The organism is Streptomyces sp. NPDC087906 (assembly GCF_055584925.1).
Window position 1 is genome coordinate 335,872 of record NZ_JBVJLC010000006.1, and the last position, 13,630, is coordinate 349,501.

Annotated in this window: 2 protein-coding genes; both read left to right on the forward strand. The window is 71.7% G+C overall.

What is annotated here, in order from left to right; translation table 11 throughout:
• Window positions 1-88: 88 nt before the first annotated feature.
• Window positions 89-4,234 carry a non-ribosomal peptide synthetase gene (locus ACZ63I_RS20410; protein ID WP_469340386.1) on the forward strand — a complete coding sequence of 1,382 codons (4,146 nt, stop codon included), beginning with the start codon at window positions 89-91 and terminating at the stop codon, window positions 4,232-4,234.
• On the forward strand, window positions 4,234-13,626 hold the full coding sequence (locus ACZ63I_RS20415; RefSeq protein ID WP_469340387.1) for an amino acid adenylation domain-containing protein: 9,393 nt from the start codon (window positions 4,234-4,236) through the stop codon (window positions 13,624-13,626). Before ACZ63I_RS20410 ends, ACZ63I_RS20415 begins: the two co-directional genes overlap by 1 nt.
• The last annotated feature ends 4 nt before the right edge of the window (window positions 13,627-13,630 follow it).

Here is a 13,630-nt window from a genome sequence, read left to right on the forward strand (position 1 = left end):
CAAGAAAAAGTCAGGTAATCGGCGGGGGCCGGGGTATTGAGCGTTGCCGGAGTGTCATTGCAGCGCATTTCGAAGAGAGGGCGAGGTCTTGTCGAGGACACCCCGCTTCCACAACGCCACGACCGCACCGAACCCAACGACCGACCTGAACCCGTCGTCCCCACCGAACCCAACGACCGAAGCGAACACATCGGACGAGCCGGTGGTCGGCGGTGAGGCGGCGTCCTTCGGTCAGCAGCGGATCTGGCTGATCAGCCAGATGGAAGGGGCCGGCGCTGCGTACAACGAGCCGTTGGCATACCGGCTGCGGGGGAGCCTCGACCACGACGTTCTGCGCCGGGCGTTCGACGCGCTCGCACAACGCCACGACACGCTGCGGACCCGGCTGGTGGCCGCCGAGGACGGACTGCGGGCGGTCATCGACCCGCCGGACCGCGGGTACGCCGTCGAGATCGACGACCTGAGCGAACTCCCCGATCCGACAGCCCAAGTGGCGGTGCTGCGGCAACAGGAAGCGGCCCAGCCGTTCGACCTCGGCCGGGGGCCGCTCACGCGGGCGCGGCTGATCGTCCTGGGTCCGCAAGACCACATCCTGCTGGTGACGGTGCATCACACGATCTTCGACGGCCGCTCCATGGAGGTGTTGCTGACTGAACTCAGCTCCCTCTATGCGAACGTGCTGCGTGACGACGGGACCGCTCTGCCGCCGTTGCCCGCGCGGTACGCCGACTTCGCCCGCAGGCAGCGCGATGGGAGCCTCGGCGGTGAAGCAGTCGAGCAGGAAGCCTTCTGGGCAGCGACACTCGCCGGCGCCCCGCCCCTGCTCGAACTGCCCACCGACCGTCCGCGACCGGCCCGGCAGGACCACGACGGCGGCCGGGTCCCGGTCCGGCTGGAGCCCGAACTCGTCGCAGCGCTCGGCGCGGTCGCCCGGCAGCATCGCAGCACCCTGTTCGGTGCCGTACTGACCGGCTGGGCCGCCCTGCTCTCACGGCTGACCGGACAGACCGACATCGTTGTCGGAAGCCCCGTCGCCAACCGCCGTCGTACGGAATACACCGGGCTCATCGGGTTCTTCGTCCAGACACTCGCCCTGCGCGTCGACCTCAGCGGCGAGCCCACCGGCTCGGACCTGCTCCAACGGACCCGCGCCGTACTGCGGGCCGCACTCGACCATCAGGACGTGCCTTTCGAGCGGGTCGTGGATCTGGTCAACCCGCCCCGCAGCGCCGCCCATACGCCGCTGTTCCAAACCATGCTCGCCTGGGCACCGGCCCGCGCCGACCTGGTCAGCTTCCCCGGCACGGAGGCCGAGGCGCTCGACATCCCGCATGCCGCAGCCAAGTTCGACCTCGCGCTGTCGCTGGAGCAGGACGACAGCGGCGTCCACGGCTATCTCGACTACGCGACCGCACTCTTCGACCGCGACACCGTCGAGCGCTATGCGCTCTACCTGAAGCGGCTGTTGGCGCAGATCGCCCGCGATCCCGGTGCGGAGATGGCTGACCACGCGCTGACCGACTCGGCGACCGAGGAGCACATCCTCCGACAGTTCAGCGGCCTCGGCGCGGACAGCACCCGGGCGGTCACCACCGAGGAAGTCGACCCCACCGGCATCGTCGAGCGGTTCGAGGCGCAGGTGCGAGCCCGCCCCCACGCTCCCGCCGTCGTCGCGGGCAAGGACCAGCTCGACTACGCCACCCTCCAGCGGCGTTCGGCGCGGCTGGCACACGCCCTCGTCGCACGCGGTGTCGGCCCCGGTGCGTGTGTGGCGCTGCACTGCGGGCGTACGGTCGATCTCGCCGTGGGAGTGCTGGGCATCCTCAGCGCGGGCGCCGCGTACCTGCCCCTCGATCCCGCGCAGCCACCGGACCGTATCGCCGCGATGGTGACGGACGCCGGCCCCGCGCTGGTCCTCACCGATGCGCCCATCGCGCTCGACACGCCGGGATCCGGCGAGGGTTGGGAAGAGATCGCCGCCGTCGAGGCGGAGGGGGAGCGCGACGACCCGCCCGGCGTCCGGACCGGAGACGCGGACCTGGCCTATGTCATCCACACCTCGGGCTCCACCGGCCGCCCCAAAGGCGTCGCCGTGACGTACGGCAGCATCCGCAACCTCTTTGCCGCGTGGCAAAAACACTTCCCTGACACCCCGGGCGAGGCCACCTCAGCCTGGTCGGGCATCGGCTTCGACGCCTCCATCCACGAACTGCTCCTGCCGCTGACCACCGGCGCCGTCGTGCATCTGGTGCCTGACGAGGTGCGCGGCGACCCCGCCGCCCTCTTCGACTGGCTGCGGGAGCACCGCATCGTGCAGGCGTTCCTGCCGCCGTCGTACGTGAAGTGGCTCGACGAGGACCCGGAAACCCGACTGGCGGGGCTGGTCCTGCGGCAGTTGCTGACCGGCGTGGAGTCGCTGCCCGAGCGCGCGTTGCTGCGCATGACACGCGCACTGCCCGGATTGCGGATCTGCTTCGGCTATGGTCCGACGGAAGCCACCCTCTACAGCACGGCCTACTACGATCCGCAGCCGCTGGACCGGCCAGCGCCCATCGGCCGGCCGTTGCCGGGAACGCGGCTCTACCTCCTGGACGAGCGGCAACGCCCCGTGCCGGTCGGTGTGCCGGGAGAGGTGTATCTCGCAGGAGCGAGCCTCGCCCAGGGATACCTCAACCGCCCTGACCCGACGGCCGAACGGTTCCTGCCTGATCCGTTCGTGCCCGGTGGGCGGATGTACCGTACGGGCGACCTCGCCCGCTGGCTCCCCGACGGCAACGCCAGCTACCTCGGCCGCCGCGACGACCAGATCAAGTTGCGGGGCTTCCGGATCGAACCCCGCGAGATCGAGGCCGCGTTGCTCGCGCTGCCCGATGTCGGGGAGGCCGTGGTACTGGCCGACCGGGACGACACCGGCGAGGCGCGGCTGGTCGCGGTCGTCGCGGGCAGGGAGGTGGAGTCGCGTACGCCGTCGGAGTGGCGCAGTGCGCTGTCCCGGCGGCTGCCGGACTACATGATTCCCGCGCAGTTCGTACGACGCCCGGCGCTGCCGCTCACCCCCAGCGGCAAACTCGACCGCGCGACACTGCTCGCCGAGGCGCGTGCCGCTCGCGGCGACGGGGGCAACCAGGTGAACACCGCCAGCCCCCGCGACCATGTCGAGATGGCGCTGTACCGCATGTGGCGGCGGATATTGCTGCATCCCTCCATCGGCGTCACGGACAACTTCTTCGACCTCGGCGGTACTTCACTGTCCGCCATCAAGGTGGCCGGTGCCGTCCGCGAGGAGTTCGGCCGGGAGCTGCCGATCCGCGAGATCCTGCTGCATCCGACCATCGAGGCGCTCGCGGAACTGCTGCGGGCCGGGGCCGTGCCGCGCGGCGCGGACAGCGATGTGATCGAGTTCCGGCGCGGGGACGGTCACCGGCGGGTGGTGTGCGTGCATCCGGCGGGTGGTACGGCGTTCTGCTACCTGTCGTTGGCCACCGCGCTGCCTGACGAGGTCGGTGTGATCGGGCTGCAATCACCGGGGCTCAACCCCGGTGAGTCACCGCTGCCGGACGTGGAGTCGATGGCGCAGAGGTATCTGGAGCTGGTCGATCCGTTGCCCGGTGAGTCGCTGGTGTTGTGCGGGCTGTCCTACGGCGGTCTTGTCGCCTACGAGATGGGTCGGCGACTGGCAGCGGCAGGGCACAGCGGCTTCAGCGTGGTGCTGCTCGACACCATCGCGACCGACGACGCGGAGGTACGGGGCGCCCTCGGGCCGGTGGACGAGACGGAGTTCAGGGAGAAGCTGGTCCGCTTCAACGGCATGTACCCGGGCATCGACGCCGACCAGATCGACCGCTACTTCCGTATCTACAACCACAACCGCATGACCGCCCGCGCCTATACGGTGCCCAGCACTGCGGCGCGGGTCGTCTTCGTCGAGGCCGCGCCCGAGCCTGATGCCGGAACGTTCCCGGATACGGACGAGGCGCCCGGTGCAGAGGCGCGGGCGGTGGCCGAGGCCCGCGACTTCTGGCGCCGCAAGGTCCGTGGCGGCTTCGCCGTCGAGACGGTGGGCGGTGGCCACTGGGACCTGCTGGAGAGTGACGAGGTGCCACGGATCGCCGGGATCATCACCGCCGAACTGGATGAACTGGATGAACTGGACGAACTGGGCAGGACGTCCGTCCGAGGATCGCTGTCCGGCGCCGTGGCCCCGGCCGCTCCGTCCGCGACGCTGGAGCGCTGATGCGAGTCTCACAGGATTCCGCCGACGCTTCTCCCGTCGGCCTCGCCCGGCGCGTCCACGAGCAGGCGCTGCGCAGCCCGTACGCTCCTGCGGTGGTGGACGACGGGCGGACGCTGGACTACGCGTCCCTCGACGGCGCCGGTGCCGCCGTGGCGGACGCACTCAGCCGCGCCGGTGTGCTCCCCGGGCAGGCGGTGGCAGTGTGTCTGCCCCGCTCCTGGCAGTTGGTCTGCGTCATGCTGGGCATCCTGCGGCTCGGCGCGCGTGTCGTACCGCTCGACGCCCAGAGCCCGCCCGCGCGCCGCGACCACATCCTGCGGGACAGCGACAGTGTGCTGGTCGTCCATACCGGCGGGGTGCCGCAGGGGCTGCCGGAGACGGTCCGCCCGCTGGCAGCCAACGCCCTCCTGCCGTCCGGGGCGACCGGGGCGATCGGGGAGTCCGAGTTCGGAGAGGCCGGGGCGAAAGTGGTGGCACCGGCCGCCCCCGGCCCGGTCTCGTTCCTCTTCTACACCTCGGGAACCACCGGGCGGCCCAAAGGGGTTGAGGTGCCTGACGCGGGCATCCTCAGGTTGGCGCTGCCCGGATACATCGACCTGCCGCCGGGTGCGCGATACGCCTGCCTGTCCAACCCCGCCTTCGACGCGCTGAGTTTCGAGGTCTGGGCCCCGCTGCTGACCGGCGGCTGCTGCGTGATCCTCGGCGACGACGCCGTGCAGACACCGTCCGAACTGGCAGCGGCGCTGCTGCACGAACGTATCGACACGGTGTTCGTGACGGTGGCGCTGTTCAACGCCGTGGTGGAGGCGGTACCCGACTGCTTCGCCGCCGCCCGGCAGGTGCTTGTGGGCGGGGAACGGCTCAACGGGCGCATCATCCGCGACTGGTACCGCCACAACGCGGCGAGCACGACCCGGCTGCACAACGTCTACGGGCCGACCGAGACCTCCACTTTCGCCCTGTGCTACCCGATCCCCTGGGACTTCACCGGGGACGAGGTGCCGATCGGGCGTCCGCTGCCCCGGACCACAACACTCCTGGTCCCCGCCGACGGTGGTCGCGCCGCCGCCCCGGGCGAGGTCGCGGAGCTGTATCTGTCCGGGGAGGCGGTGGCGGTCGGCTACCGCGCCCTGCCGCAGGAGACCGAACGGCGCTTCGTGACGCTGCCCTGGTACGACGGCGGCCGGGCGCGTTTCTACCGCACCGGGGACCTGGTGAGCGCCGACGCCGACGGGGAGTTGGTGTTCGTCGGCCGTGCCGACCGGCAGGTCAAGGTCCGCGGCTTCCGGATCGAGCCGGGCGAGTTGGAACGGCACATCACCACCCACCCCGCGGTACGCCAGGCATACGTGTGCGTCCGCCGGGACAAGGCCGGGGCCAACGAGCTGCTGGCCTACGTCGTCCTCGGGGGTGAGGTGGCGTACGAGGAGTTCGACCACCATCTCGCGGCCGGTCTGCCCGCCTACATGCGGCCCCACCACACGTACCGGGTCGGCGAATTGCCGTTGAACGCCAACGGCAAGGTCGACCAGGAGGCACTCCTGGGGCGCGCCGATCCGCCGTGGCGGCCCGCCGGCGACGACGGGCCGGCGTCTCCCTGGCAGGGTGAGGTACTCGATCTGGCGGCCGAGATGCTGGGGACCTCGCGTCCACGCCTCGGCGACCGGTGGATCGCGGCGGGAGGCGACTCCCTCAAGGCGCTGCGGCTGCGCTTCGAGGTCCGCCGCCGCTGGTCCTGTGAGCTGTCCTCATCGACCGTCATGCGGGGGGACTTCGCGGAGATCGCCGCCGAGATAGCCGGCGCGAGGCAGCAGGGCGGCTCGGCCGACTCGCCGTACCCGCCGGTCCCGGAACCGAGCGTTGCCAGCTCCGCGCCGGCCACGGCCGAACAGCAGCGTCTGTGGCTGCTCCAGCAGCGCTCGCCGTCCTCCCGCGCTTATCACGTGGGGGTGGCCTTCCGGGTGGCGGGAGTCGTCGATGCAGGTGCGCTGCGCCGGGCGCTGGCCGAACTGGTCGAGCACCATGTGGCGTTGCGTACGGGTTTCGAAGCGCGGACGGACGGGTTGTTCCAGGTGGTGGGAGACCCGTACGACCCGTGGACCGAGCCCGACGCGGTCGGCGAGGTCGGCGAGGTCGACGGGGAGCCGGGTCGCGCTGCCGCGGAGCGCTTCTTTGCCGAGCCGTTCGATCTCGCGCGGCCCCGTATGCTCCGCGCCTGCTGGCTGCCGCGTGCCGACGGCGGCGAACTGCTGCTGCACCTGCACCACATCGCGGTCGACGGCTGGTCCCTCAACGTCCTGTTCCAGGAGCTGTCGGCAGGCTACGCGAGGGCAACAGGCGGCGCGGACACGACCCCGCCCGTCGACCGGCGTGCGCCCACCCCCTTGGACTTCGCGGTGTGGCAGGCGCAGTGGTTCACCCGCCCCGCCTACCAGGTGCTACGGGACGAACTACGCGCCCACCACGCCGGGTTGCAGGATGAGCCCGAGCGGCTGCCGTCCCGTGGCGAGGGCGGTCCGGGCGCGGCCCGACTGCTGCACACCTCACTGGACGCCGCCCAGCGGGCACAGGTCGACCGGCTGTGCGCGGAACTCGGCCTGACCCGTTTCGAGTTGCTGCTCGGGGTGTTCGCCTGGGGCGTGTACGGGGCCACCGGTCTTACCCGGCCACGGGTGGCGGCGCCCGTCGCGAACCGGCCGGTCGGGGAGTTCGCCGACAGTGTGGGGATGTTCGCGAACACGGTACTGCTGCCGCTCGCGGTCGAGCCAGGTGAGCAACTGCGCGACCAGGCGGCGCGGTTGGGCGTCGGCATCCGTGAGGTGTTGGACCGGCAGGATGTGACGCTCGCCGACGTCCTGGCCGATGGGCGGCCGTACGGGGACGGCGGGCCGTTCGACTTCCTCTTCGTCCTGGAGAACACCGATTTCCGCGCCCTGGACCTGCCTGGTTGCGGGGTCCGGCCGTGGTGGCCGGTACCGGCCGAGGCCAAGTGCCCCATGACGCTGAGCGTGGTCGAGGACGCCGGCGCTCTGGAGTGCCTGTGGGAGTACGCCGACGGTTACTTCGCCGCCGGTGAAGTGGCGGCCATGGCCGACATGTTCGGACGGGCCCTCGACCTGCTGGCCCGCGACCTGCTGGACGACGGCAACGCAGCCGACGCGACGGACGTGGCGGCGCCCTACCGGCGCTCGCTGCCGGACCACGGGCGCGGCGCGGCAGTCCCGTTGGCCTGGTCCACGGTGGCTGAGGGCTTCGCCCGTCAGGTGGCGCGTACGCCTGGCGCGCCGGCCGTGGTGTCGGGCGACCGGGTGGTCGACTACGCCGAACTCGACGCGCTCGCGCAGACGCTGGCGCTGCGGCTGTCGGCCGCCCATCCGGAGGACGCGGACGACGGCGGCCCGCGGAGTGTCGCCCTGCATCTTGAGCCGTCGGTGGAGCACGTGGTGGCGTTGCTGGCGCTGGCCCGGCTCAATTGGACGATCGTGCCCCTCGACCCGGCCTATCCGGCCGGGCTGCTGCGGCATGTGCTGGCGCAGGCTCGACCGCTGTGCGTGCTGGTGCCGCCCGGCGGCGCGGCACCCCTCGAAGCCGTCGACCTGCATGAGCTGCCCCGCTACGAGGTCGACCTCTCCGCGTCCGCACCAGCAGGACAGGGCCCGTTGCCGGGGCACGACGGTGCCCGGCCGCTGTACACGTTGTTCACCTCCGGCTCCACCGGTACTCCCAAGGGGGTGCAGGTGCCGGACCGTACGCTGAGCAATCTCCTCCAATGGCAGGCCGCCGCAGGCGGCCTCGGGGCGGCTGCCGTCACCCAGCAGTTCTCGATGCTCTCCTTCGACGTCTCCTTCCAAGAGATCTTCGGCACGCTGTGCGGCGGTGGCCGGCTGCATCTGGTGCGGCCGGGGTGGCGGCAGGATGTTGCGGCGCTGCTGGAGCAGTTGGAGTCGGCCGGTGCGGAGCGCATCTTCATGCCCTATGTGGCCTTGCAGTTGGTGGCCGAACACGGTGTCCATCTGGGCCGTTTCCCTTCCCGGCTGCGGGAGGTGATCGTCGCGGGCGAGCAGTTGGTGTGCACCGACGCGGTGCGGCGGTGGTTCGCCGGACTGCCCGGGGTGCGGCTGTTCAACCACTACGGCCCGACCGAGACCCATGTCGTGAGCAGCCTGTGCCTGGACGGTGATCCGCTGCGCTGGCCCGAGCGTCCGGCCATCGGCGCACCGGTGGCGAACACGCTGCTGCGGGTGGTCGACGAGGGCGGGCTGCCGTTGCCGCCCGGCCGGGCCGGGGAGTTGCTGATCGGCGGTCTGATGGCGACGCGCTGTTACCTCGGTGCCCCGGCCTCGGACACCGGGCGCTTCGTGGAACTGCCGGAGCTGGGGCTGTTCTACCGCACCGGCGACCGCGCCCGCTTCGATGATCAGGGCGTGCTGCACTACCTCGGCCGGACCGATCAGCAAATCAAACTCAGCGGCCACCGCGTGGAGTTGGCGCAGATCGAGGCGGCCCTGCTGCGGCATCCGCAGATCGTGGGCGCGGTCGTGACGCATGACGGCAAGGAGCTGGTGGCCTGCCTGCAGTGCCGCGAGGAGACCCCTTCCGTAACGGAGTTGGCCGCCCACCTGTCGGCACTGCTGCCCGCCTTCATCCAGATCCGCCGCTTCCGCGAGTTGGCTGCCCTGCCGCACACGCCCAGCGGCAAACTGGACCGCGCGAACGCACTGCGCGCACCAGGCAGGGAATTGGGCGCGGGCACTGCTACGGGTGCCGCCGGCCTGTCCGGGATCGAGGCCCGGCTGGCAGCGGCGTTCGAAGAGGTGACTGGCCGGCCCATCGGGGCGGACGAGACGTTCTTCGACGCGGGCGCGTCCAGCCTGTCGCTGATGCGGTTCCATCTGCGGTGCACCACCGAGCTGGAGCTGCGCTTCACCGTCGCCGACCTTTTCGAGTACGTCACCGTTCGGCGCCTGGCGCGTTTTGTCGAGCAGGGCCGCGAACCGGCCCGCCCGCCGCAGACGCCTACGGCGGTACGGGACGAAGCCCTCCCGGCCACCGCGTCGTATGACGAGGGCGCTCCGCACGACGAGGGCGTTCCGGCCGACGAGCCGATCGCGGTGATCGGGATGGCGGTCCGGCTGCCCGGCGCCCGCGATCTGGCGGAGTTCTGGGAGCTGGTGGAGACGGCGGGCCGAGGTGTGGAGCACTTCGAGGCGGCCGACGGACTGGTCGGTGCCCGCAGCCAGATGGACGGGCTGCTCGCCTTCGACCCGGAACGCTTCGGGATCAGCCGGCAGGAGGCGCGGCTGATGGATCCCCAGCAGCGGCATCTGCTGATGAGCTGCGTCGAGGCGCTGTCCCACGCGGGGATCACCGGAGCCACGGCCGGGCGGGTCGGCCTGGTGGCGGGGGCCGGTGAGAACACGTACTTCAAGGAGATGCTGCGCGAGGCGGACCCCGAGCGGCTGCCCGACGCCTTCCAGTGGGCCTTGCACCATGAGAAGGATTTCCTCGCCACGAAGGTGGCCTACCGACTGGACCTGACCGGGCCGGCTTTCACCACCCAAGCGGCGTGCGCGAGTTCGCTGGTCGCGGTGCATGTCGCGGCGGGGCTGCTGCGGCAGGGCGACGCGGATGTGATGCTGGCCGGCGGTGTTCTCGTGGACACCACGATGCGGGACGGATACCGCTATCAGCCGCAGCACATCTTCTCTCCGGACGGTCACTGCCGCCCTTTCAGTGATGACGCGGGCGGCACGATCGGCGGCAGTGGTGTCGGTGTGGTGGTGCTCAAACCGCTACGGGCAGCGCTGCGTGACGGGGACACGGTCTACGCCCGGATCACCGGTTCGGCGTTGAACAACGACGGTGCGCAGAAGCTGAGTTACAGCGCCCCGTCGGTGGCAGGGCAGCGCGAGGTCATCCGCTCGGCGCTGCGGCGCAGCGGCCGTACCGGCTCCGACCTCGGTTACGTGGAAGCCCACGGCACCGGCACCCGCCTCGGTGACCCCATCGAAGTGGAGGCGCTGCGCCAGGCGTTCGGCGTGAGCGAGCCCAACAGTGTCGCGCTGGCTTCGGTGAAGAGCCAGATCGGCCATCTGGGCGCTGCGGCAGGGGTGATCGGTCTGGTCCGTGCCGTGCTGGCCGTGCATCACGGCCTCATCCCGCCCAACGCCGACTTCCGCGCCCTGAATCCGGCGATCGGCCCGGACGCCGGGCCGTTCTACATCCCGGTCCAGCCGCGCCCGTGGCCGGCGGACCGTCCCCGGGTGGCGGCGGTGAGCAGCTTCGGGATCGGCGGGACGAACGCGCATGTGGTGTTGGAGGCGCAACAGGCTTCTCCGACTGTCCCGGCAGCTTCCGCCGCGGCGCCGGCGTGTCTGGTGCTGGCGGCCCATTCCCGTATCGCGTTGCGCGCCGACGCCGAGCGGATCGCGGACTACCTCACCGCGCGGCCTCAGGCATACCCGCAGGTGGTACGGCACTTGCAGGCGGGCCGGGCGCAGGGCCCCTGGCGGATGGCCACGGTCTGCGAGGACCCCGCCGCTGCGGCGACATGGCTACGTACGGCCGAGCCGATCCTGGTCCCGGGCGCCTCGGCAGCCGAGCCGACCCTGGTCCCGGACTCCGCCACTCCCTCTCCGGCCGGCCCGGACGGCCGGCCCGCGCCGGTCCTGGTCGCCGCGTGGCTGGCGGGGGAGTCCGTCGGCTGGCCCGCAGGACCGGCACAAGCGCCGTGGGACTTTCCGCCGCCTTCCTTCGACCTGGCTGACTACGACTACGCACGCCTCCCGGCACCGGCGTCGGCCGCAGAGGGTCCCACGCGCCCTGCCCCCCTACCGTCGCGGCTGCCCGAGACGGAATGGCTGCGGCAGCCGAGCTGGACCCGGCTGCGCCGCGCCAACGCCGACGCGGCACCACCCGTCCCCCGCCTGCTCGTCCTCGTCACCGACGAGACGCCCGCCGCAGAGACCGTCCGTGCCTTCGCCGCCGGGTACGCCCGGGTCGTACGAGTCCGCGCGGCGGAGAGCTTCGCCCGCCTCGGCGAGAACGATTTCGCGGTGGACCCGGCCGATCCGAGAGCACTGCGCCAACTCCTCGACGGGCTTGGGCTGGACGGACCGTACGACGGCATCGACTGGGTACACGCGCTGCCGCTATCCGTGCGCGGCCCGGTCGGTACGCCGACCCTGGACCGCGCCCGGTGGGCCTGCCTCGACGCACCCGCCGCACTGGCCCAGGCCCTCGCGGGGCGCACGGATGTGCACTGCTGGTGGCTCTCCTACGGCGCCCGGCCGGTCCAGGGTGCGGTGTCACGTCCCGAACTCGCCCTGCTGGCAGGCATCACGGAGGTGGCCCCGCAGGAATCCCTGTCCGCGGGCACCTGGTTGGACCTCCCCACCGCCGAGCTGACGTTGTGGGCCGCCACGGTGGCCCACCTCACCACTGCCGCATCAGAGGTGCCACGGCAGTTGGCCTTGCGGGACGGCTACTGGTGGGAGGAGTCGTCCGTAGCCGTCCCGGCCGTGGCGGGTACGGGTCCGGCCACCGTCCCCGAGGGCGCTGTGTATCTCGTGCTCGGCGGGACGGGGGCGATAGGGCGCGCCGCTGCGCGGTGGGTGCTGGAGCGTGGTGCGGCGCGGGTGCTGCTGTTGGCAAGGGAGCCGAAGGTGCCCGAAGAGCTGAACCTATGGGCCGAACAGGTCGAGTTGGTGACGGCTGATCTGTCCGAGCTGACGCCCGAGGAGGTGCTGGCCCGGATCGGTGAGCGTACGGACCGGTTGGACGGTGTGGTGCATGCGGCCGGGGTGGCGGCCGGCGGCCTGATAGCCCGGCGCGACGCTGCGGCGGCGCGGAAGGCCACGGCGGCGAAGCTGAACGGGGCGCTTCTGACGGAGGAGTTGGTCCGCCGTTACGCACCGGCCGTGGTCCTCTCCTGCTCGTCGATGTCGGCGCAGCTCGGCGGGGTCGGCCAGCTCGACTACGCGGCAGCGGGTGCTGCGTTGGACGCCTTCGCCCACCACCGGTCCGCCGACCCGGAGACGACCGTGCGGATGACGGTCGACTGGGACGTGTGGCGCGAGTCGGGGATGGCGCTGCGGGCCCCCGTGGCGGACGTACGGCATCAGGCGCACCTGGCGGTGGGCCTGACGGACGCCGAGGCGGAGCGGTTGTTCGACCGCGTCCTCGCCTCGGGGCTACCTCATCTCCTGGTCTCCACCACGGATCTGCGCGAGTCCGAGGCGTTCTACGCCCCGCCGCAGGTCCCGCCGGAAGTCCCCGAGGCGGACGCCGCCGCCACCGCACCTACGCCCCCACCCGCGCCTGCCGACCCGGCGGCGGGGGAGGACCCGGCCGGTCTGCTGACGGGCCTGCTGTGCGAGTGGCTGGGGGTCGAGGACCTGGACCCTGCCGCGTCGTTGTACGACCTGGGCGCTGACTCGCTGACGATGCTGGACCTGATCGGCGCGGTCAAGCAGCACTTCGGGGTGGAGCTGGAGCTGTCCCGGCTGAGCCACCGGGTAGGCCTCGACGAGGTGTTGGAACGTCTGCGGGAGGCGGCGCCGCAGCCGATGACCGCGGACGGTGTTCCGCTGGAGGTGTGGCAGGAAGGCACCGGATCGGATGTGCTGTGTCTGGTGCATCCGGTCGGCGGCGACATCCAGGCCTATCGGACGCTGGTGTCCGCTCTCGACCCGCGGCTGACGGTCTGTCTGGTGGCGGACCCCGCGCTGCGCGGTGCCCAGGGTCCCGAATGGAGTCTGACGGAGCGGGCCCGGCGCTACGACGCGGCGCTGCGGGCCCAGTTGGGGGACGGCGTACACCGGGTGAGCGTGGCCGGTTGGTCGTTCGGCGGCTGGGTGGCGCTGGAGATGGCGGCGCTGGCCGAGCGGGAGGGGCGGCCGGTGGACGGGGTGTTTCTCCTCGATCCGCCGCCGCCGGGTTCGGGCGCGCGGTTCCAGGACTACGACGAACCCCAGTTGGAGGCGTTGTTCGCGCACGAGCTGGGTCAGGCACCGGGGGAGACCCCCGGCGGGGAGGCGGGTGCGTACGCCGAGCGTCTCGCCCGCTGCTGCCGCGCCAACCTGCGCAGCATGGCCGCGCACACCCTGCCGCGACTGACCACCACCCCGGTACGCACCTGGCTGGCCACCCGACCTGTCGCGGGCCTGCCACTCGCGGCCGGCCCGGCACAGGACCATCCCGCGCTCTGGCGGCCGCATCTGCCGGACGGAAGCGTGTGGCAACTGCTGGAGACCACGCACTACGGCATCGTGACCGCACCCCACGCACAGACGGTGGCCGACGCGATCAACTCCGCGTCGGCGAACCGGCCCCCCGCGCCTTCCACGGGTCCTTCCGCCCCCGTCACGCGTCACCCATCACAAGGAGCATGAGCAC

What these genes read in the sequence shown, in the direction of transcription:
- ACZ63I_RS20415 (WP_469340387.1), top strand. Translation starts at nt 4,234, where the DNA reads ATGCGAGTCTCACAGGATTCCGCCGACGCTTCTCCCGTCGGCCTCGCC.